General features: G+C 41.6%; 15 protein-coding genes. 4 read left to right on the top strand and 11 right to left on the bottom strand.

Annotated elements, in window-relative coordinates; translation table 11 throughout:
- Positions 1 to 15 precede the first annotated feature (15 nt).
- The gene (gene nadC, locus OGI71_RS14150) at positions 16 to 873 is read right to left on the bottom strand and encodes a carboxylating nicotinate-nucleotide diphosphorylase (RefSeq protein ID WP_282249772.1); all 858 of its coding nucleotides are present in this window, start codon (positions 871 to 873) and stop codon (positions 16 to 18) included.
- A gap of 76 nt (positions 874 to 949) precedes the next feature.
- On the bottom strand, positions 950 to 1,333 hold the full coding sequence (locus tag OGI71_RS14155) for a DUF4783 domain-containing protein (RefSeq protein WP_282249773.1): 384 nt from the start codon (positions 1,331 to 1,333) through the stop codon (positions 950 to 952).
- A gap of 251 nt (positions 1,334 to 1,584) precedes the next feature.
- Here OGI71_RS14155 and gpmI point away from each other — a divergent pair, with 251 nt between their 5' ends.
- The 3 genes from gpmI (at position 1,585) to OGI71_RS14170 (ending at position 6,710) form a co-directional block, all read left to right on the top strand.
- On the top strand, positions 1,585 to 3,117 hold the full coding sequence (gene gpmI, locus OGI71_RS14160; protein WP_282249774.1) for a 2,3-bisphosphoglycerate-independent phosphoglycerate mutase: 1,533 nt from the start codon (positions 1,585 to 1,587) through the stop codon (positions 3,115 to 3,117).
- Positions 3,098 to 3,688 carry a hypothetical protein gene (locus OGI71_RS14165; protein ID WP_282249775.1) on the top strand — a complete coding sequence of 197 codons (591 nt, stop codon included), beginning with the start codon at positions 3,098 to 3,100 and terminating at the stop codon, positions 3,686 to 3,688. Before gpmI ends, OGI71_RS14165 begins: the two co-directional genes overlap by 20 nt.
- 724 nt (positions 3,689 to 4,412) lie before the next feature.
- On the top strand, positions 4,413 to 6,710 hold the full coding sequence (locus tag OGI71_RS14170; protein ID WP_282249776.1) for a TonB-dependent receptor: 2,298 nt from the start codon (positions 4,413 to 4,415) through the stop codon (positions 6,708 to 6,710).
- A gap of 126 nt (positions 6,711 to 6,836) precedes the next feature.
- Here the strand turns inward: OGI71_RS14170 and OGI71_RS14175 are convergent, their stop codons facing one another.
- On the bottom strand, positions 6,837 to 7,391 hold the full coding sequence (locus OGI71_RS14175; protein ID WP_282249778.1) for a ferritin: 555 nt from the start codon (positions 7,389 to 7,391) through the stop codon (positions 6,837 to 6,839).
- A 216-nt stretch (positions 7,392 to 7,607) separates the two neighbouring features.
- Positions 7,608 to 8,258, bottom strand: a complete 651-nt coding sequence (locus tag OGI71_RS14180; protein ID WP_282249779.1) for a tetratricopeptide repeat protein — start codon at positions 8,256 to 8,258, stop codon at positions 7,608 to 7,610.
- 346 nt (positions 8,259 to 8,604) lie between these two features.
- Between OGI71_RS14180 and lon the strand changes: the two genes are divergently transcribed.
- The gene (gene lon / locus OGI71_RS14185) at positions 8,605 to 11,082 is read left to right on the top strand and encodes an endopeptidase La (protein WP_282249781.1); all 2,478 of its coding nucleotides are present in this window, start codon (positions 8,605 to 8,607) and stop codon (positions 11,080 to 11,082) included.
- A gap of 125 nt (positions 11,083 to 11,207) precedes the next feature.
- Here lon and dctA read toward each other — a convergent pair whose 3' ends face one another.
- From dctA to OGI71_RS14220, 7 genes are all read right to left on the bottom strand, one after another.
- Positions 11,208 to 12,461, bottom strand: coding sequence for a C4-dicarboxylate transporter DctA (gene dctA / locus OGI71_RS14190; RefSeq protein WP_282249782.1), 1,254 nt, complete (start codon positions 12,459 to 12,461; stop codon positions 11,208 to 11,210).
- 4 nt (positions 12,462 to 12,465) lie between these two features.
- A complete protein-coding gene (locus OGI71_RS14195; protein WP_282249783.1) occupies positions 12,466 to 13,521 on the bottom strand; it encodes an alpha/beta hydrolase in 1,056 nt (351 codons plus the stop codon).
- A gap of 355 nt (positions 13,522 to 13,876) precedes the next feature.
- Positions 13,877 to 15,787 carry an amidophosphoribosyltransferase gene (locus OGI71_RS14200; RefSeq protein ID WP_223583468.1) on the bottom strand — a complete coding sequence of 637 codons (1,911 nt, stop codon included), beginning with the start codon at positions 15,785 to 15,787 and terminating at the stop codon, positions 13,877 to 13,879.
- A gap of 120 nt (positions 15,788 to 15,907) precedes the next feature.
- Positions 15,908 to 17,785 (bottom strand): Nramp family divalent metal transporter, encoded by a 1,878-nt coding sequence (locus OGI71_RS14205; protein ID WP_282249784.1) that lies wholly within the window; start codon positions 17,783 to 17,785, stop codon positions 15,908 to 15,910.
- Positions 17,786 to 17,868: 83 nt separating this feature from the next.
- Positions 17,869 to 18,471: a 2'-5' RNA ligase family protein gene (locus OGI71_RS14210; RefSeq protein ID WP_282249785.1), complete on the bottom strand. Its 603-nt coding sequence runs from the start codon at positions 18,469 to 18,471 to the stop codon at positions 17,869 to 17,871.
- An 81-nt stretch (positions 18,472 to 18,552) separates the two neighbouring features.
- Complete coding sequence (locus tag OGI71_RS14215; RefSeq protein ID WP_282249786.1) at positions 18,553 to 20,505, bottom strand: gamma-glutamyltransferase; 1,953 nt, start codon at positions 20,503 to 20,505, stop codon at positions 18,553 to 18,555.
- Between the two features lie 185 nt (positions 20,506 to 20,690).
- Positions 20,691 to 22,367 (bottom strand): sodium/sugar symporter, encoded by a 1,677-nt coding sequence (locus tag OGI71_RS14220; RefSeq protein ID WP_282249788.1) that lies wholly within the window; start codon positions 22,365 to 22,367, stop codon positions 20,691 to 20,693.
- Between the last annotated feature and the right edge of the window lie 37 nt (positions 22,368 to 22,404).

Genomic DNA, 22,404 nt, shown 5'->3' on the forward strand with positions numbered 1-22,404 from the left:
AAATTAAATCAGTTCTTATAATAATTTGGCTTTCAGACTAAGATCTAAGCTCTTGACACTGTGTGTCAAAGCGCCCACCGAGATATAGTCTACTCCGGCCTCTGCATAGGCCCGAATGGTTTCAAATGTTATTCCCCCAGAAGCTTCTGTCTTAAATCGATGATCGATAATTTTAACAGCTTTAGCCACATCCGCAGGTGAAAAATTATCCAACATGATTCGGTCCACTTCGCCAAAGTTAAGAACTTCGTCAAGTTCCGCAAAATTTCGGACCTCTATTTCTATTTCAATTGGTTTATTTAATTTCTTTCGATAGTCATTTGCGCGTGTCAACGCCGGTATAATCCCCCCACTATAATCCACATGATTGTCTTTGATCAGAATCATATCGAATAATCCAAACCGATGGTTGGTGCCCCCTCCTATTTTGACCGCTTCCTTTTCCAATACGCGAAGTAAAGGTGTTGTCTTACGGGTATCCAATACCTCTGTATCCGTACCTTTCAACAGCTCCACATATTTTCGGGTTGTCGTCGCTATACCACTCATACGTTGCATCACATTCAATACCAAACGCTCTGCCAACAGAATACTCTGGATATTTCCGCGAATGTAAAACGCGATATCACCAACTTTTACCTGGCTTCCATCGGGAATAAATACCTCACAGGCCAAGGTTTCATCGATGTAACTCATGATCGCCTGAGCAACCTCTACGCCTGCCAAAATACCGTTGTCCTTAACAATCAGTTTCGCTTCTCCCTGTGCTCCCACCTCTATCGTGGATAAAGAGGTATGATCACCATCTCCGAGATCTTCCGCGACTGATTGTTTTACAAACTGCGCCAAATAATCCTTGATTTCCTTCTCCATAAATACAATTTATAGGGCTAAGATGTGGAATAATTTTTTAATCGAAAAATAGAATGATAAAAAAATAGCGTCTGACTTAACTTTTATCGATCCGAAGTTCTTCTATTGTCTGACTATTGGATCCCGCACTTATCTTAATAAACACACGGTAATTGGCTTGTTCGGTCGCTAATGAAAAGGTGAAATACTGATAACCATTGTTTGCATTACTGGCCTGGGTCAATTTGATAGTCTTGGGTTTATGTTGGTTAAAAAATGTACCCAGCATAATCTCGGACTGGTATTTGGTATACACTCCATTTTCTCCCAATAGGGACAGGGTTAGATTGGAACCAAAATATTTCGCAATATTCTTTGCATTCCCCTCCTTTAAATAGGTTTTTAGTTCTTCGGAAATACTTCCAAAAGACTCCTCTCCTCCCCATGCAACAGGCTGTGACGAATAGTTTAAATCTTTCAAAAGATGCCCCGAGGCGTTAGTGTGTATAAAAAGACTATAAACAAATATAAAGACGCAATAGCTTAAAAGTTTCATATAGCTCAAAATAAGACAGAACAGTTTCCACAAATAGATATATCAATCATTAGGTAGCATTGCTTATACGTAAACATAAACTATGCCACAAACCTATAAAATTATTGCATATAAACAAGGGAAGTTTTTAAAGACACATTGATAGATTCTAAAATTAAGATTATCTTTGTTATACGATGAATAAGAAAAAAGTTGCACTCATGATCCTAGACGGGCTAGGATACGGAAAACATGATAAATCAAATGCAGTTGAAGCTGCAAATACCCCATTTTTAGATCATTTATTGGAAACATACCCAAATTCAAGTCTGGAAGCTTCCGGTGAAGCCGTTGGCCTTCCTGATGGACAGATGGGTAACTCTGAGGTTGGCCACATGAATCTTGGCGCTGGACGGGTTGTCTATCAAGAATTAGGGCGTATTCACAAAGCGGTAAATGACGGCGTATTCAATACAGATATCGTTATCCAGGACGCATTTAAATATGCGCTTGAAAATAATAAAAAAGTACACTTTATCGGTTTACTCTCTGATGGTGGTGTACATGCACACACCAAGCACCTAAAAGGTCTCTGTGATGCAGCAAAACATGCTGGACTAAATAGTGAGCAGGTTTTTATCCATGCTTTTCTGGATGGTCGTGATACCGACCCTAATTCGGGGATCGGCTATGTCAAAGATTTACAGGAATATCTAAAAACAACTTCAGGAACTTTTGCTTCCGCCATCGGTCGATATTACGCAATGGACCGTGACAACAGATGGGAACGCGTCAAGTTGGCTTATGATCTTTTGGTGAAAGCCGAAGGTGAAAAAACCAATGACCTGGTTGCTGCGATCCAAAGATCATACGATGCAGGGGTGACAGACGAATTTGTTAAACCAATCGCATTGGTCAATGAAGATGGCACCGCTGTAGCAACAATTCAAGAAGGTGATGTGGTCTTCTGTTACAATTTCAGAACAGACCGCGGCCGTGAAATCAGCATTGCACTTACACAGAAAGCCTTCCCTGAGTATGATCTTGTACCGTTAAATCTGTACTATGTCACGCTAACAGCCTATGACGAAACCTTCAAAAATGTACGTGTTGTTTTCCAAAAAGATAACCTGACAAACACCTTGGGTGAGGTTTTGGAAGCCAATCATAAAACACAGACCCGTATTGCCGAAACTGAAAAATATCCACACGTGACATTCTTCTTTTCGGGTGGCCGTGAACAGCAATTCGAAGGTGAGAACCGTCTTTTGGTACCTTCTCCAAAAGTGGCTACTTACGATCTTCAACCTGAAATGTCTGCAAGTGGAATCACCGAAGCAATCGTCAATGATATGGAAACTCTTCAGCCGGACTTTATCTGCCTCAATTTTGCAAACCCTGATATGGTAGGCCATACTGGTGTATTTGAGGCTGTCGTAAAAGCAGTAGAAACAGTAGATCAATGCACAAAAACAGTGGTGGAAACAGGATTGAAAAATGGTTATTCATTTATCATTTTGGCTGATCACGGTAATTCAGAATTTATGGTCAATGAAGATGGTTCTCCAAATACAGCACATACAACAAATTTGGTTCCTTGTATCTTGATTGATGATCACTACAAAAAAATCGCAGATGGTAAATTGGGTGATATCGCTCCAACCGTTCTAAAACTTTTGGGCGTAGATATCCCCGTTGAAATGACAGGAAATGTATTGGTATCAGAATAAGAATTTATATAAAAAATTAAGCAGCGCACTTCCACTACTGGTGGGAAGTGCGCTGCTTTTTTGGAGCTGTAGCTCCCCCTCAGGCCAACAGAAAGCTAAAAAGACGACGGATATATTTTCGGTAGACTCTTTTTTCAGTGCCGAAGCACAACGCTTGCAGCAACTCAACCCTTCGGTGTTAAAATCCGTCAATAAAGATGGTGAAAAGGAACAACGTGAGCTCAAAATTGAAAACTGGAAAAATGAACTTTCAGCGTTCCAGTCCGCTGATATCAGCAAAAATTTTGATCCCGCACTCTACGATGTCAAAGCCGTAGATTGTGTAACGGAATTTACTGCCAAAAAGGAAGAATTGCAAATACAAAAACTCCGAATCGAGTTTGATCGTAAAAACGAAAAGGTTAAACATATCCAAATCGATAAAAAGATCGCGAACTCCCTCTATGACAGTAATGAAAAACTAGATTATTATAGCGATTCATTGTACAGTATTGTAAAACTACAGGATGTACAAGGACTCGATGCAAACCAATATGAAATTATTGGGAGATTTGTGCAATCAAAAAAATAACTCATGCTGAAAAATGTCTTTATGCGCATTCATAAAGACATTTTTTGTTCCCCAATACAAACAAATAAATGCAACAACATTGCTTTATTTATAATTTTTCTTATATTTGCCTCATTAATTGTCTGCAAAGACATCGTATAGAAAAATAAAGTGCGCGATATTTCATTGAACAAATTAGCTGCGTTAACGCTTTTAATGACCTTTTTAATCGGTCAGTTCATTGTCTATACCCATTCCCATGAGTCGCCGGCATTAAGTATAGTGGACTGCAGCCCAAAAAAACACCATGCAGACCATCCAAAATGTTCTATTTGCGACCAAAGTTCACACCCACAGCTACTTTTCCATTTTAGCCAAAATGAAATTTCTCTTCCTGAACGGGAAATAGCATTTGGTTTCTTTGTACCCAGTGACCAGATGATCAGTGCATTGCTATCTGGCAATCGTGGTCCCCCTATTTGTTAAATTTCATCCACTATGCGACAACAAAGCTTTTATGGAAAGCCTTGTTTACTATGATCAGGAAGCAAAGGCCAACGTTTTGGCAATTGTTGCTGGCGTATTCATATTGGATCTTCCTCCTATTTAGCAATCAAGCAATTCAATGATGAATTCCTCCGTATTGAACAGGCTATTTTTTCACGACTGATGAAAATATAGGTTTAATGCGACAGGTTATCATTTGGATAGGCTCCATCGACAGATGGCATAAAAATATTTACAGATGAAACTCAAAATTAAAGGCGGCATATGTATGCTTGTCTGCTATTTCCTTCTATTCTCTGTCAACGCCGCTACTATATCGGGTAAAGTGACAGATGCAAAAACAAATCAACCGATCGCTGGAGCGACCATATCTTTGCTCCAACTCCGTTCGAGTACCTCTTCAGACCAACAGGGGCGTTATACGTTCAAATCACTGCCCTCGAGTGGACGTTATCTTGTCGAAGTACGTTTTATTGGTTACCAATCGCTGATCAAAACGATAGATCTGACATCAGCGGATGTATCGGTCGATTTTGCACTGACTGAAAGTATAATCGAGACAAATGAAGTGGTGGTTACAGGTACGCTCGTGACTGCACAAAGCCGTCGCAACAGTACCTCTGTCTCTGTTATCTCCAAAGACGAATTACAGGGTGGTGCGACAAATCTGATCGACGCGCTAGCCCGCCAGGTACCTGGTTTAAGTCAGATTACAACAGGACAGGGCATTTCCAAACCAGTCATCCGCGGTCTTGGTTATAACCGTGTTGTCACCGTCAATGATGGCGTGAAGCAAATGGGGCAACAATGGGGCGACGAACATGGTATCGAGATCGACCAAAACCAGCCCGACCGGGTAGAGGTACTTCGGGGAGCAGCTTCACTGATGTACGGATCTGATGCCATCGGTGGTGTTATCAATATCCTCGAGCCCAGCGTCCCCACTGCAGGCGAAATAAAAGGCGAGCTGCTATCCAATTATTCAACCAACAATGGACTGACCAATAATTCACTGATGCTTACAGGCAATGAAAACGGCTTTGTATGGCGCGGACGTGGATCTTATCAAAATGCATATTCCTACAATACACCAGCTGGACGCTATATGAATAGCAGTTTTAATAATACCAGCTTCAGTGGAATGCTGGGTTTAAATAAACAATGGGGGTATTCACACCTTAATTTTTCCTACCTCAAAAATAACATTGGTTTTTACGATGCCGACCCCGGAGATCCGTTATACAATACATCCAAAAGCCGGACATTGGATTTCCCCAAACAGGATATCCGCCATTATAAGCTCGCGCTCAATAATAATTTTGTGATCGGTTCAGGAAATTTAAAACTGGACCTGGGCTACCAGAAAAATCAACGTCGCGAACTTGAGGAAGCAACACCCTCGTTATTTTTTGATTTAAATACCTACTCTCTTGATGCGAAATATTACCTAGCTGAAAGAAACGGTTGGCAGCATGTCGTTGGCATTAGCGCCAGTCAAGAGCATAGTGTAAACAAGGGCGTTGAATTTCTAATCCCTGCTTATGACCAGATCGAATTAGGTGCTTTTGGCTATGCAAAAAAAACCTGGGGTGATAACACCTTCAATATGGGACTACGCTACGATTATGTCAATAGCAAGGGCAAACAACTTTTAGTTGATGATGAGGAGCAGTTCCCGGGTTTTAAAAATAAATTCAGCAATATTAGCGGTGCTTTAGGTTTCACACATAGTTTCAGCGAGGATTTCAACTTCAAAGCAAATGCAGGATCGGCTTTTAGAGCGCCCAATCCAGCAGAATTAGGTTCTAACGGTGTACACGAAGGTACATCACGCTACGAAATCGGCAATGAGAACCTCAAAGCTGAACGTAGTTTCCAAGCGGATGCAACCCTCGAATTTGGACATAGCATCGTCACCGGTAGTATCGGGATCTATGAAAATTATATTCATAATTTTATCTATGCTTCAACAAAAAAGGGCGACACAAAAACCATCATTGATGAGGACAATAATGAACAGACCTACGATGTCTATCGCTATGGTCAGGTGAACGCCAATCTTTATGGTTTTGAGGGAAGTCTAAACTTCCATCCACTGAACTGGGTACACTTGGACAACACCTTTACCTATACTCATGCACAAAACAGGACCTTTGACAGGCCATTGGCATTGATTCCGGCAGGTGTTTTACATAACACACTACGTCTCGAGCCCAAGATAAATGGATTACATGCTTTTTATGTATCGGTAGGTTTAGACAATTATTTTAAACAGAATCGCGTTGACGAAACTTTTGAAACGGCTGCAGATTCGTATTCACTGATCAATGCTGGAATAGGTACTACCCTGCACTTAGGAAAACAACAAGTGAAGCTGTACGCGGCTGCATCTAATCTTACTAACAAGCGCTATTATGATGCTTTGAGCAGACTACGTCCGGGAAGATTATCGCAGGAGAACCCCACTTATGGTGTTTATAATATGGGTAGGAATGTTACTTTTGGAATCTACCTTCCACTCAGCATAAAAAAATAGCCTTCCGGAGCTTTCCAAAAATGTAGCTTTCGGCAAATGGGCTGAATAATATTTTTAGGCTTCAATCTAAAAAATAATGTCCGAGTTCTTAATGAACTCGGACATTATTTTTATACAATTCCCTTTCTATTTAGGATCATCTGCTGTGCCTTCCCGTGCCAAAGGCACATCGTCAGGCATGCTTTCCAATGAGGAATCTAATGCAAATAACGATTCGTCTGAAGCCCGATCTCCACCTGCTATCTTTAATTTATCGATCAGCTCAAGAGCAAGTTTCTCTTCTTCAATCTGTTCTTTGACAAACCATTGTGCAAAGTTCCATGTCGCCCAATCTTTCTGCTCCATAGACAGATTGACGATATTATAAATCGCTTCGGTATTATCTACCTCATGTTTAAATACCCGTTGGAAACACTCGGTTAAGGTTTTCGGATCTGCTGGCGGTGCTGAAATGGCCTGAATCCGGGGACGCCCCCCTCTTTCCAGTATGTACCCCATAATTTTGGTCATATGATTCCGTTCCTCCTGGGCATGTCTATATAAGAAATTGGCGATCCCACCATAACCCTGATCATCGGCCCATACACCCAAAGCCAGATAAATTTGTGCAGCTTCGGCTTCTTTTGTCATTTGACTGATTAAAATATCCTGCATTTCTGCAGACAATCGATTCGTTTCCATATACTAAATTCCTGTTGATTCAATAAAAGAACAGTATTGCGAAGTATTTCGTTTGCAAATTTGTCAAAGACAGACTGGAGAGCGAATCAATCTCATCAGGAAAACCATCGGAAGCCATTGGGATAGCATGAAGAATAAAAAGAGCAGGACGGGTAATTGCACAAAAAAAGGGAAACTCAGTTGAATTTCCCTTTTTTATCTGTTCTATAGGTAAGCCTATTTCAGGTTATCTCTATATACTTTTGCTTTTTTGACTTCTGTTTGAATATCTTTTTTAGAAGAATCAAAACTCAATACTTTTTCATAATCCTTGATCGCATTATTATAAGCATCTGTAGCCATTGCTTTGTTGTAGTTAGGCGTACCAGCAGTACCGATCAAAATACCCAAATCGCGGTTTGCAACTGCTCTATTTTGATAAAATTTAGAGTCAGTAGGAGTGATTGTGATGGCTTTTGAATAATCTTCAATCGCTACGCGCAACAGCTGTTCTTTGTTTGCCGCAGACACTTTGTTTGTTTGAACTGCAAGTGTATTGTTCGCTTTCGCTTTAAAGTATAATGCATTTGCATTTTTAGGGCTTAATGCGACAACCTTTCCGAAAGTTTCAGCTGACTTTTTATAATCACCATTTTGAAATTGGGAGTAACCCAACATATACAAGACATCCGGATCTTTGCCTTCCTGTGGTAAAGCTTTTGTCAAGTATGATTCTGCATTTTTGAAGTCACCATCCAAAAGAGCTTTTTGGCCCATTCTCACATTGGCATTGCTATGCTCAGCTTGTTTTTGTTGTGCATTGGCGCTAAGTGCAACCAAAGCAAAAACTCCTGTGAACAAACCTAATTTAAGTGATTTTAAGTTCATATCTAAATAGTTACGTTTTTTCAATATACCTTATTAATGATCAATATTGATCGTTTATTATCCCTAGAAAAAATAATCTTATTGCTTCACCCCTCGCAAGAATCTGCCATCGTTTATTCTTTCACATTCCAATATTACAATTATTATGCCTATTTATCCAACAAATGGCAGATAAATTTTATTTAACCTGCCTTTTTTTCATATTCTAGAAAATAGATTAGTAATTTTGCTACCTTTTAGCAATTGGCACTTCCCTTGCAATATAGGGGAAACAATATTTGAAGCTTAAAATTTGAAGGTCTGCCGACAACATGTCAGCGACTGCCAAATACACAAAATAAACACTATGAGCAAATTCGAAACTTTTGATTTCAGTCAGGCTATTCCAATCGTTACGGAAGACACAGAATTCTTCCCCCTATTGACACAGCAGGATGAAGACGATATGGCAAATGCTGAAATTCCAGAAGCACTATCTATTTTGCCTTTACGTAATACCGTATTATTTCCCGGTGTCGTCATTCCGATCACTGTAGGAAGGGATAAATCCATCAAATTGGTTAAAGAAGCCTATAAGGGCAGCAAAACAATTGGTGTGGTCTCCCAAAAGGATATGACAGTAGAGGACCCTGGGTTTGAGGAGTTGAATAAAGTGGGTACTGTTGCCCATATTATCAAAGTGCTCCAGATGCCTGATGGAAACACCACGGTCATCATCCAGGGAAAGCAACGTTTCAACCTAGTGGAGATCTTAGAAACTGAACCTTATCTCAAGGCGCGTGTCGAGAAATTCAACGAGGCAAAACCAAAAATGACTAAACATTTCAAGGCCACAATATCCACCTTGAAGGAAATGGCATTGCAGATTATTCAGCTTTCACCCAATCTACCCAGCGAAGCCGGTATCGCAATCAAAAATATTGAAAGCCCTTCTTTTCTGATCAATTTTATTTCGTCTAACATCAATGTCGAAATGATCAAAAAACAAGAGCTTCTTCAAATTCCAAAGGTCGAAAACCGTGCAAAGCTCTTGTTGGAATTGTTGACGTTGGAAATCCAGATGCTGGAACTGAAACATCAGATCCAGAATAAGGTGCGGGTCGACCTAGACAAGCAACAACGGGATTATTTCTTGAACCAACAATTGAAAACCATCCAGGAAGAGCTTGGCGGAAATACACCTGACCTGGAGCTGGAAGAGCTTAAAAAGCGTGGTAAAACAAAAAAATGGGGCCTTGATGTCGAAAAACATTTTAACAAGGAACTTGAAAAGCTATCACGTATCAATCCAGCTGCGGCAGATTATTCTGTTCAGTTAAACTATCTTGAACTGCTTCTTGATCTTCCATGGAATGAAACGACCAAAGATAATTTTGACTTAAATAAAGCACAAAAAGTCTTGGACAAGGATCACTATGGGTTGGAAAAAGTCAAAAAACGTATCATTGAATACCTTGCAGTATTGAAATTAAAAAATGATATGAAAGCCCCTATCCTTTGTTTGGTCGGCCCTCCAGGAGTTGGTAAAACCTCTTTGGGAAGATCTATAGCCAAAGCATTGGGTCGTAAATATACACGTATGGCCTTGGGTGGTGTGCGCGACGAAGCCGAAATCAGAGGCCACCGTAAGACGTACATCGGTGCAATGCCCGGCCGTATTATCCAATCGTTGAAAAAAGCAGGAGCTGCCAATCCGGTCTTTATCCTAGATGAGATCGATAAAATGAGTGCAGATTTTAAAGGTGACCCTTCTTCTGCCCTGCTAGAGGTATTGGATCCGGAGCAAAACACACATTTCTACGACCATTATGTAGAAATGGAATTTGACCTTTCTAAAGTGATGTTTATTGCAACGGCCAATTCGCTAAGTGCTATCCAGCCAGCTTTATTGGACCGTATGGAAATCATCGAAGTCAATGGATATACCATTGAAGAAAAGATTGAGATAGCAAAAAAACACCTACTTCCCAAACAGCGTGAAATGCACGGTATGGCGGCCAAGGATGTTGCACTAAAAGGTAAGATTATCGAAAAAATCATTGAAGACTATACCCGCGAATCCGGCGTACGTGGACTGGAAAAGAAAATTGGCTCGATCGTACGTGGTATTGCGACACGTATTGTCATGGAGAAAGATTATAACCCAACTATCAACGATCAGGATGTCGTGGATATCCTAGGCGCTCCGATCTTTGATAAAGATATCTACGAAAACAATAATGTTGCTGGTGTAGTGACTGGCTTGGCCTGGACTTCTGTGGGAGGTGATATTTTATTTATCGAATCCTCTTTAAGTCCCGGTAAAGGACGCTTGAGCCTAACAGGTAATCTTGGCGATGTGATGAAAGAATCTGCTTCTATTGCTTTAGCTTACTTAAAAGCTCATGCTGCTGATTTCGGGATCGACTACAGGATATTCGATCATTGGGATATCCATATCCACGTTCCTGCAGGTGCTATTCCTAAGGATGGTCCATCTGCTGGGGTAACGATGCTGACTGCGCTGACATCTCTATTTACCCAACGTAAGGTTAAAGAGAAATTGGCTATGACTGGCGAAATTACGCTTCGTGGAAAAGTATTACCAGTAGGCGGTATCAAAGAAAAAATACTTGCGGCCAAACGTGCGAACATCAAGGATATTATCCTTTGCAAATCCAACGAAAAAGATATCCTTGAAATCAAGGAAGATTATATCAAAGATATGCAGTTCCATTATGTGACCGAAATGGCACAGGTGATCAAACTAGCACTTCTAGAAGAAAAAGTAGATGGTGCTTTGGATCTAACCCAAGGAATTGAAAACACAAAAAAAGAGGCTTAATCCCCTCTCAAGAGTTTAGATAAATTTATTCAGAAAAGCGGGGTGTCCAAAAAAGTTGGACACCCCGCTTTTCTTTTAAGATCTACATCGTTTAGACAAGCATGAGTGTCCGGTTTTGTAAGATATCAACCAAGTTTCTCATGGAGAACTTCCTCATCCAGGCTATTTTCATATTTGGAAATCACGAGTGTTGCTGCCGAATTGCCAATCAGATTGGTGATGGCCCTTGCTTCACTCATAAACCGATCCACCCCAAACACCAATGCCACGGACTCAACAGGTACATGTCCGACTACAGGCAAGGTTAGCGCCAAGGTCACAAAACCACTTCCCGTTACACCCGCAGCTCCTTTGGAGGTTAGCAACAGGACCAACAGTAAGGTAATTTCCTGCTGCAAGGTCAGGTGCATATTGAGTGCCTGCGAAATGAATACCGCTGCCATAGTCAGGTAAATACTCGTACCATCTAGGTTAAAGGAATATCCAGTCGGGATCACCAAACCTACCACGGACTTCGCACAACCTGCATCCTCCATTTTCTGCATAATGCCAGGCAATGCCGATTCCGAAGAAGAGGTTCCCAATACAATCAAAATCTCATCTTTGATATATTTCAGGAATTTGAAAATATTAACCTTTAGATAGAAGTGTAATACCGCCCCGATGACAATTATGACAAAGATAAAACAGGTTAGATAGAAACTTAACATCAACATACCCAACTTGGTCAGCGCCTGAATACCAAACTTTCCAATGGTAAATCCCATCGCCCCCATGGCTCCCAATGGGGCCAGATACATCACCATCTTAATAATGGAGAAAAGTACCTTTAGAAAAGATTGCAGCACATTGATAACGGGTTCAGCAGCTTTTTGACCGATCTTGGTCATCCCTATCCCAAAAAGCACCGCAAAAACCAGCACTTGCAATATATTATCTGAGGCAACCGAAGCTATAACGTTCTCCGGAATAATATCCATGATAAAGTCCATGAAACTGTGTGGTTTCTGGGACTCGGTAATATAATGTGATACCGAAGATGTATCCAAACTCGCCAGATCGGCATTCATGCCTGTCCCGGGTTGAATCAGGTTGACAAAGATCAAACCGATAATCAATGCAATCGTGGTCATGACTTCGAAATAGATAATCGATGTCAGTCCAATCTTCCCTACTTTCTTTACGTCCTGCATCCCCGCAATACCGATCACGATCGAACTAAAGATCAGAGGTGCTATCACCATCTTGATCAATTTGATAAAGACATCACCCAGCGGCTTTAGTTTAACGGCAAAATCTGGGAAATAGACCCCACAGAAAATACCGATCAATATACCAACGATAACCTGAAAATAGAGACTCTTAAAAATATGCTTCATTGTCTTAACGATTGACGGCAATTCCCTCCGCCTTCAACATGGCCTTGAATTTGGGGTTCCGGATGTATTTATTAAAATCGTGGCTCTGCATACCTGTAAAATCAGTATACTTCATCATCGGGTAATGCTTTACCAACTCATTACAGACATCAGCTTTATAGCCCAAATCTGTAGCCTTCAATTTATTGGACAGAAAACCAACAAACTTCTTTAACATCACATCGGTATTGTTAATGGTAATATGGATCTTCTTAACTTGCTTGCTCAAGTTACAGAATGACTCTGTTCCCTTAGCGACATCTCTTATCTTAAAGTCCTCCAGCCCTATTGCTGGAGCTAGCATAATACAGGTAATGTCATTGCCGTTTTCAGCAAGCTTTTTTGCCCCATCGACGTCTACGTTGTGGTTCTCCAGCGTACCTTTGGCAAAACTCTCACTAAAGGTTGCACTGCTCAAAGCACTCAACACGACTGATGCACCACGGCTATGTGAGATCAGAATAATCTTCTTATTACTGATGCTATTCAGGAGGTTACGCAGTCCAAACTCACCCGCCATTTGGCTGAATGAGGTTGCGGAAAACCAAACTTTGGCGCCACCAAAGGGATTGGTTGTATGTAAACCATCCCAATAAAACTTAACGACTTCATCATTATTGGGATTGAGCTTCAATAATTTGCGCATATACTCGTAGCTCTCATTGACCTCGTCTGATGGCGCATTGAATCCATGTACAAATATAAATACACGGTCTTTGGCCTTCACTTTGCTGCCCACAGCCAACATTCGGGTCTTCTCAAAAGCTTTCAGCTGGCTTTCAATTCCTTTTTCTGTTGCGATCTTCATCAGGGAATAGGCATTGACATCACCGCTTTTAGGCGGTTCACCATAAGTTTTGCGCCAATTGTCTGGATAGAAGTTCCCATTCTGATCCACGAAGGAATTCACGATATTTGGCTTGTCAAATGAATTGGGGTAAGGATCCTTGGGCACATTATGGGCTATGTCACAGGAAACCATTGAAAAAAGAAGAAAAAGATAGAAAAGTTGTCCTCTCATGGAGCTATTTATTTACGCTGTTAAAAACCTTAATTTCAGTAAGGCTAAAGGTTGATTGAATCATAAAAGTATATATTGGCAAAATACAGCAAATACCTTATGATGCGCCTGCTGTGTCATTATAATTAATTCCGTATTACGAATATATAAAAAAAGAAGCTGTACAAAAAGTAAAAGCGTCCCTTGAGAATTGAATAATAAAAAAGAGACTGGAAAGGAGTATGAGGAAATACAAAAAATAAAAGAGACCTCCTTGGGTCTCGAATATAAAAAATGACCTCGCAGCATAAAAACAAGATGAAAGAAAAAGGGGGCAGTCCTTTTTGAACGCCCCCTTCTCCTGATATTTTTATACTTAGTTGCTGAAGTATGCACGTACATTTTTACCTTCAATCCAGTTCATATAGGCTTTATTAACAACCTTATTACCACCTGGAGTAGGGTAATCACCGGAGAAATACCAATCACCGCTATGTGCTGGACATGCTTTATGCAAATTATCCAAGGTTTGATACACCACCTCAAGTTCGGCTTTCAAATGGTGAGGTCTAACGATACGGCCAATTTCTTCGGAAATCTCTTCATCTGTAAATGGCGCATAAATGGCTTTTACATAGTTTTCGATTTCATTGACATCCTGCGTCATCGACAATAGACATTTTTGATACACTTCATCAATAATATGTGCCATGCCGCGTTGTTTCAACAGGTTGATCGCCGCTTCGAATGCAACGAATTCACCCATACGTGACATATCGATACCATAACAATCTGGGTAGCGAATTTGTGGTGCGGAGGAAACGATTACAATTTTCTTCGGATTCAAACGATCTAAGATCGTCAAGATACTTTGCTTCAACGTCGTTCCACGTACAATGGAATCATCGATTGCAACGATCGTATCTTCATGATCTTTAACAATGCCGTAAGTGGTATCATACACATGTTGTACCATATCTGTACGATCGGCGTCCTGTGTAATGAAGGTACGCAATTTAGCATCCTTTACATTCAGTTTTTCAAAACGAGGTTTGATGCTCAAGATCTCATCCAATTCCTCGTCAGAAATTTTCTCTGCACGTTTTAATAAGGTCTCTTTTTGAAAATCCCTGACGTAGGTATTGATACCATCCATCAAACCGTAGTACGATACTTCGGCCGTATTGGGGATAAAAGAGAATACGGTATTCTTAATATTACTTTTAACAGATTCAAGTACCTGTGGCACTAATAATCTACCCAATTCTTTACGCTCTTTATAGATATCAGCATCTGACCCACGGGAGAAATAGATACGCTCAAAAGAACAAGAACGTTGTTCAACAGGCTGTCTAAACATTTCCTGTGACACAGTACCATCTTTTTTAGCAATCAAGGCATGGCCCGGCTTAATTTCTTTCACGGCACCGATAGGCACATTGAATGCAGTCTGAATGACTGGTCTTTCGGAAGCTACAACTAAAATTTCTTCATCTTGATAGTAGAATGCCGGACGGATACCCGCAGGATCACGCATCACGAAAGCATCGCCATGACCAAAGATACCAGCGATGGTATAACCCCCATCCCAAGTCTTCGCTGAACGCTTTAAGATCTTGGAGACATCGATATTTTTGGCAATCAATGAACTAATCTCGACATTGGAATACCCTTCTTTTTTGAAGTGATCAAAAAGCTCCTGGTTTTCATCATCTAAGAAATGTCCAATTTTTTCCAAAACGGTTACGGTATCCGCTTTTTCTTTTGGATGTTGTCCCAACTCATACAATTGTTGCAAAAGTTCATCCACATTGGTCATGTTGAAGTTACCCGCAACAACAAGATTGCGTGACATCCAGTTGTTTTGTCTTAAAAATGGGTGACAGCTTTCGATACTGTTCTTTCCATGCGTTCCATAGCGCAAATGTCCTAAAAGTACTTCTCCAGTAAAACTGACATTATCTTTTAACCATTGGGTATCCTTTGACTCATCTGGAAATGCCTTCTGAACAGAAGCAAATTTTTTCTGTACATATTCGAATATGTCTGCCACAGCAGTTGAGCCCATAGCTCTGTAACGCGAAATGTAACGATTTCCAGGTTTAACATCAAATTTAATGGTTGCAATTCCAGCCCCGTCTTGTCCACGGTTGTGCTGTTTTTCCATTAATAGGTACAATTTGTTGATGCCATAGAATGGCGTACCATATTTTTCCTGATAATAAGATAAGGGTTTTAACAGGCGAATTAGTGCGATTCCGCACTCGTGTTTAATAGCGTCGCTCATATCTTGATTTGATGACGCAAAAGTAAGAATTATTTAGCACTTAGCGATCCCTCCCTACACTTTTTCCGCAATAAAATTACAGTGAATAGACAGTGGCTCTTTGGGATAGGTCTCCAAGCCTTATTGTGCGATAAAAACCGGAACTTTTACAGCATGACGCAACTTGTTTACTGTCTCACCAAACACAAAGTCTTTGACTCCGGTATGACCATGGCTCCCCACGACCAAGAGGTCTGCATGGTATTTTTCGCAGACTTCGGCAATGCTCTTGATCCGATTGTTATAGCCGAGTTCGTATTCCGTTTGATGTCCTTTGGACAATAAAAAGTCAGCATACAGCTTTAGGCGTTCCAAATCTTGTCGTGACTCAAAATCATCGGTAGACTCACCTGTATATTTGACGGAGGCGCTTTCGACAATGTGGACAACGACAAAGCTGGTATCGGCATCTGACAGTTGCAAAGCATACTGTATCACTTTCTGATCTGAACTAGAATAATCTAAGGCAATTACCACCTTCTTGAAAGACCCTCTGTCCTCAAAATGTAAAGCTTCAAATGGTGGGTGCACTTCCAACTCGATCGGTTTTGATTTGCGCATAATAGGAATTAACACCGTCATGATCAGCAGAAAGAGCAGACCAGCGGCTCCCAGAATAAGTAACACTGTTACAAAAAGATTGTTTGCTTCAGTAATCCATCCAGTGACCTCGTCATAAACCAACTTAAAATTCAGTACGGCTATCACAGCGGCTATCAACCAGGCAAAAGCTTTGGTCAGGGGTTTTATAGCAAAGATTCCCATCTTTGCCTTGTCGCTGACAAAGTGAATCAGTGGTATGACCGCAAAGGCCAGCTGCATACTCAAGATCACCTGACTAAAGATCAACAACTGCCCTACTCGCCCTTCACCGGAAATCAGGATCACCAGGACGGCGGGTATAATTGCCAAAAGCCGCGTGATAATCCGGCGCAGTGTCGGACTGATCCGCAACCGTAGGTAACCCTCCATCACGATCTGTCCAGCCAGGGTTCCCGTGACCGTAGAACTTTGACCCGCTAGGATTAATGCCACAGCAAATAGCTTCGAGGCCCATTCTGTACCGAGTAAATTGCCCAATAGGTGGTAGGCGTCTTCCAATTCGGCGACATCATGCATACCATTCTTATGAAATACGGATGCGGCAAGGATCAATATTGCTGCATTGACCAGGAATGCCAGATTTAATGCAATGGCACTATCCCAAAAATTATATTTTAATGATTTTCGTATGGAGACTTCATTTCGGTCAATCTTTCGGGTCTGTACCAGGGCGGAATGCAGGTAAAGGTTGTGTGGCATGACAGTAGCACCAATAATACCAATCGCTATATAAAGCGCGGCACTATTGGGGATGCTCGGAATAAAACCTGTGACTACTTCGGAGAAATCAGGCTTGGCCAAAAACATTTCCACCATAAAGCACATGCCGATCATGGATATCAAACCGATAATAAAGAGTTCCATTTTGCGCATGCCTAACTTCTGTAAGTAGAGTAACAGGAAGGTGTCGGCAAAACTGATCAGTACCCCCCAGAGTAGATCAATACCAAACAGCAGGTTAAGACCAATGGCCATACCCAATACTTCGGCCAGATCACAGGCTGCAATAGCAATCTCGGCTAGGACATATAGCACAAAATTCATACGCTTGGGGTAAGTCTCGCGGTTACATTGCGCCAGATCCTTACCTCTCACGATCCCCAAACGTGCACAGAGGTTTTGCAGCAATAGTGCCATAATATTGCTCATCAGCAAGACCCAGATCAAAGCATAGCCAAACTGACTTCCCCCAGCAAGGTCCGTCGCCCAGTTGCCCGGATCCATATACCCCACACTGATCAGATAGGCTGGGCCGAAAAAACTAAGTACCTTTTTGAATTTGGATTTTCCTTGATTGACATCCACACTTTCATGGATATCAGATAATGATTTATGATGGGAGTCGTCGTGATGCATAGCTTACATTAGGACAATATCTTTTATTGCTAGGGCTAAAGATAAAAAGCTTTACATTACTAGACAATTAAACAGCCATATAATTAGAATTTAAATGAAAGTTGCCCGGAATTTTCTTTCGACTGATTACCAAATTTGACAAAATCAACGGGCTCATACTGTCCCATGTCGGGATTAAAGCGACGGATATGCACACCGGCACACATAAAACTCAAATCAACCGAGCGCAATATTTTTTTTGCGAAATTGAGCCGTTCCGGCTCCAATCTACGTCCAATAGAAATATGCGGTTCATCACTAATCTCGATCAGATCAAATGAGCTGAGGGTATGTACCACCTTTCGGGTTCGATCCTTTAGGTAACTTCGGGCATGTACTGTGGGGGCAATATAAAAAGCTCCTCCAGCGAAAGAAGAAAAATGGTCAAAATAGACGTACTGACTACGTTCATATAGCATCGTTTGTTGCAAAGCTGCAATAGCCTGTGCCAGTGTTTCCTCGTTTCCGGCAAAAGCACAGATGGTCACATGAGCTTTGGAATTGCAGCTGTGGTACCAGCCTTTGTCCTTATCTGGAAACTCTTCGGCTAATGCCGCTCTCAACTGCTGCTTTAAACCATCCACTAATACTAAACCCGCTTCATCAGGTTGAAAAACAAACGAATACTTATTGACACTACCCTCCATAACAAAAAATCACCTTTTGATCAGTAGGTAAGATACCAAATACGATGGAGATAACAAAACGATGTTACTTTTCTGTTCAGGCTACCATCCTATTCCATAGTCCTCCCCATTATTACTACTACCGCCCCAGAGTGTACCATGCTGCTGATCGAAATAGATCGCATTGATCGGACCACTGTTTCGTTCGCCGAGCTGTATGCTATAGCCCATTGTCTTAAGCTTTTCGACAACTTCCTTCGGAGTACGTTTATCCAGTAACAAGCTTCCGGCACGAGGTTTTCGGTCGCCAATTTTGGTACCACCCAAAGATAACCACAGTTGATTACTATTGATATTCGGCGCCTCACTTGCCTGTTGTGGTGTCATGCCGAACTCCACGGTATTCAGAAAGAATTGCAACAGATTCTGGTCCTGTGTGTCACCACCCTGCACCGCAAAAGAAAGATATGGTTTTCCCTCTTTTAGCGCCAGCGCGGGTGTAAGCGTTACACGTGGTCTTTTGCCCGGTGCCACGACATTGAACGGATTGATCAGCGAATCGAGGACAAAACTTTGTAAGCGTTGGCTCATCCCTACCCCAGTATTTCCAGCGATACAGGCAGGTAGCCAACCTCCACTTGGTGTGATCGAAACAACCCAACCTTCGGCATCTGCCGCTTCCACACTGGTCGTTCCACGCAATAGCCGATCCATATAGACACTATCTGTTGCCAGAGAGGCCCATAGGGTTGTATCCGGCAGCGATGACAATGATGATGTTGAATTCGCATCGTGCTTGGGAACAAAATCTTTTTTTGACTCCGTATCCGGAGTGAATTCTTTGCTACGTTGTTGAAGTAGCTTGGCAAAAGGATTCTTCTTCCCTTCATAAGGATAAGGATCGCCAGGAAGAACCTGTGGATTGTTCTGCTTTGGATCAATCGTAGCGGCCCGTCCCTTGGCATAAGACTCACTTAATAGACCTTGAATAGGTGCCTTAGGTTTGAAATAGGGATCCCCATAATAAAAATCCCGGTCTGCAAAGGCCAGATTCATGACCTGATATATTGTATGTATATAGGGCGCAGAGTTATAGCCCATAGCTTTTAGATCAAAATTTTTCAGCAGCTGTAAACTCTGCAGCATGGCCGGTCCCTGCGTCCACTCCTGTAATTTATAGACATCTATCCCCTTATAATTGACATGCAAAGGTTCTTCTTCAATGGGTTTCCAATTGGCAAGGTCTTCTTTGGTAATCAAGCCCCCCTGTTCTTTACTTCCACGGACAAATTCATCCGCGATATCTCCTTTATAAAAGCGGTCGTAGGCAGCCATAATAGCGGCTTTTCTATCCTTCCCGGCGGCAATAGCTTTCTTCTCGGCCTCAACCAGTTTTGAAAGTGTCTGCAGTAGATCTTGCTGTACAAAGATTTCGCCGGCTTCGGGAGCTTCCCTTTCTTTCCCTTGATGAACCAAGAAGACTTTTTTGCTGTATGGCCATTCTTTGATACGCTCTTTACCACGTTCGATACTGTTAGCTGTCTGTGCATCGATGGGATAACCGGCCGCCATTTCTAGCGCTGGTGCAAGCACTTCGGCCAGACTCTTGGTGCCATATTGAGCCAGCATGTAACATAAGCCCCCCGGTGTGCCAGGCGTAACTGCGGCAAGAGGGCCGTATTCTGGAGGAAATTCATAACCCTTTGACCGAAAGAAATCAACCGTTGCCCCTGTCGGCGCAACACCGAGGGCATTGATGGCAATCACCTTCTTTAATTTCGGATGATAGATTAGCGCCTGTGTCTCTCCTCCCCAGCTAAGCACATCCCACATGGTACAGGTTGCAGCGAGCATTGCACAAGCGGCATCAACAGCATTGCCCCCTTGATGGAACAACTGGGCTCCAGCGGTTGCAGCCAAAGGCTTTCCTGTAATCGCCATCCAATGTTTACCATGCAATGGCGGCTTCTCGGTACGTTGTGCCTGCCCCTGAACTGGCGCAAATGCTGTTATCATCCCAGCAAAAACGGTAAATAGCGCATATCTTCTTTTCATCTGTGTTATTCTTTTAGCGTGTTGATTTTCTAAATAGTTATTGAAGACAAGATAGGAATTTTTTAAAAATCATCTGACTACTGGTGTAAACCCTCAGGATAAAACGGTATAAATTTTTAAAAACAAAGAGCCCATATCAACTGCAGTCGATATGGGCTCTCTATATTGCTTTTTTGATGATCGGATTACCAATAGATGGAATACAATGCTGTCACCAATAAGGCAACAATCAATGCTCCGATCAAAAATGCTTTATGTGGTTTAAACATCGTTGTATCTACTTCCAGACCGGCAGGTACTACTCCGCGTTTGTTGTCAATCAAACTGATAATGATCATACCGATGATACAGATTGCAAAGACAAAGCCCATTCGGTCCAAAAACGGAATTTCGTAAATCCCCGTTGTCGGATTTGGAATAGAGAAGCCAGTAGAAGCCAAGAAGGAAAGATCCGCCCAATCTGGTAATTTTTTGAAAATAATGGATAAGATAAATCCACCGATCGTTGCAAATAATGCAGCATTTGATGTTGTCTTTTTCCAGAAAAATCCCAAGATGAACATGGCAAAGATACCCGGTGATACAAATCCGGTATACTCCTGGATGTATTGAAATCCACCTTTTTTGTCGATACCCAAATGTGGCGCGATAATCACAGCCAAAATCATGGCAACAACAACTGTCAATTTACCAATATTGACCAATTTCTTGTCAGAAGCTTCGGTATTAAATACCTTTTTATAAATATCCAATGAAAAGATCGTGGCAATACTATTTGCTTTACCCGCCAATGAAGCAACGACCGCAGCTGTCAAAGCCGCAAATGAAAGCCCTTTCAGTCCTGCAGGCAACAAATTCAATAAAACGGGGTAAGCATGATCCGGATTTACCTCACCATGTTGCATCATTTCATTTTGAAATAAGCCATCTTTCCACATGACATAAGCGGCAATACCCGGCAATACCACGATAATCGGCATCAACAACTTCAAGAATGCGGCAAACAAAATCCCGTTACGTGCAGTCTTCAAATCAGCTCCCAAAGCGCGCTGTGTGATATACTGATTACAACCCCAATAGTTCAGATTCACAATCCACATACCACCGATCAGAACTGTCAGTCCCGGTAAATCCAGGTAGTTCTCGTTTTTACGGTCTAGGATCATATGGAAATGATCAGAAGCTTTCTCGGTCATCAGGTGATAGCCCTCCAATATGCCCGAACCACCATAATGTTCTGAAACTAGATTCAATGCCAAATAGGTTGTTGCCAAACCACCCAACACCAAAAAGAACACTTGAATAATATCCGTATATCCAATCACCTTCATACCACCCAGTGTGATGATAACGGCAAAAATAGCAATAGCATACATACAGGCATCCAGGCTAATACCAGAGATACTGCTCACCGCAATAGCACCTAAGTAAAGGATAGAAGTCAGGTTGACCACCACATATAATAGTAACCAAAAGACAGCCATAATCATGGCTACAGTACCATTATAACGTTTGTGCAGAAATTGCGGCATCGTAAAGATCTTATTCTTGAGGTATACCGGAATAAAAAACACCGCCACAACAATCAGGGTAATTGCCGCCATCCACTCGTAAGTCGCAATAGCAAGTCCCATCTTGAAGCCCGACCCACTCATGCCGATAAATTGTTCCGCAGAAATATTGGATGCAATAAGGGAGGCTCCAATCGCCCACCAAGTCAGGGATCCTTCGGCAAGGAAATAATCCTTGGAGCCTACAGATTCAGACTTTTTGCGATAATACACCCATAATCCATAACCTGCGACAATGACAAAGTATATCAGGAAAACGATGTAATCTTTTGTACTTAAATAATTATTCATGTATTTGGTAATTGGTTTAATTTGATCGCCTAATATA

Source organism: Sphingobacterium sp. ML3W (assembly GCF_029542085.1).
Lineage (GTDB): Bacteria > Bacteroidota > Bacteroidia > Sphingobacteriales > Sphingobacteriaceae > Sphingobacterium.

Excerpts from the sequence above, each read along its gene's own strand:
- OGI71_RS14170 (WP_282249776.1), top strand. The coding sequence starts at position 4,413 with ATGAAACTCAAAATTAAAGGCGGCATATGTATGCTTGTCTGCTATTTC.
- OGI71_RS14175 (WP_282249778.1), bottom strand. The coding sequence starts at position 7,391 with ATGGAAACGAATCGATTGTCTGCAGAAATGCAGGATATTTTAATCAGT.
- OGI71_RS14220 (WP_282249788.1), bottom strand. The coding sequence starts at position 22,367 with ATGAATAATTATTTAAGTACAAAAGATTACATCGTTTTCCTGATATAC.
- lon (WP_282249781.1), top strand. The coding sequence starts at position 8,605 with ATGAGCAAATTCGAAACTTTTGATTTCAGTCAGGCTATTCCAATCGTT.
- OGI71_RS14215 (WP_282249786.1), bottom strand. The coding sequence starts at position 20,505 with ATGAAAAGAAGATATGCGCTATTTACCGTTTTTGCTGGGATGATAACA.
- OGI71_RS14165 (WP_282249775.1), top strand. The coding sequence starts at position 3,098 with ATGTATTGGTATCAGAATAAGAATTTATATAAAAAATTAAGCAGCGCA.
- OGI71_RS14195 (WP_282249783.1), bottom strand. The coding sequence starts at position 13,521 with ATGAGAGGACAACTTTTCTATCTTTTTCTTCTTTTTTCAATGGTTTCC.
- OGI71_RS14180 (WP_282249779.1), bottom strand. The coding sequence starts at position 8,258 with ATGAACTTAAAATCACTTAAATTAGGTTTGTTCACAGGAGTTTTTGCT.
- OGI71_RS14205 (WP_282249784.1), bottom strand. The coding sequence starts at position 17,785 with ATGCATCACGACGACTCCCATCATAAATCATTATCTGATATCCATGAA.
- nadC (WP_282249772.1), bottom strand. The coding sequence starts at position 873 with ATGGAGAAGGAAATCAAGGATTATTTGGCGCAGTTTGTAAAACAATCA.
- dctA (WP_282249782.1), bottom strand. The coding sequence starts at position 12,461 with ATGAAGCATATTTTTAAGAGTCTCTATTTTCAGGTTATCGTTGGTATA.
- OGI71_RS14210 (WP_282249785.1), bottom strand. The coding sequence starts at position 18,471 with ATGGAGGGTAGTGTCAATAAGTATTCGTTTGTTTTTCAACCTGATGAA.
- OGI71_RS14200 (WP_223583468.1), bottom strand. The coding sequence starts at position 15,787 with ATGAGCGACGCTATTAAACACGAGTGCGGAATCGCACTAATTCGCCTG.
- gpmI (WP_282249774.1), top strand. The coding sequence starts at position 1,585 with ATGAATAAGAAAAAAGTTGCACTCATGATCCTAGACGGGCTAGGATAC.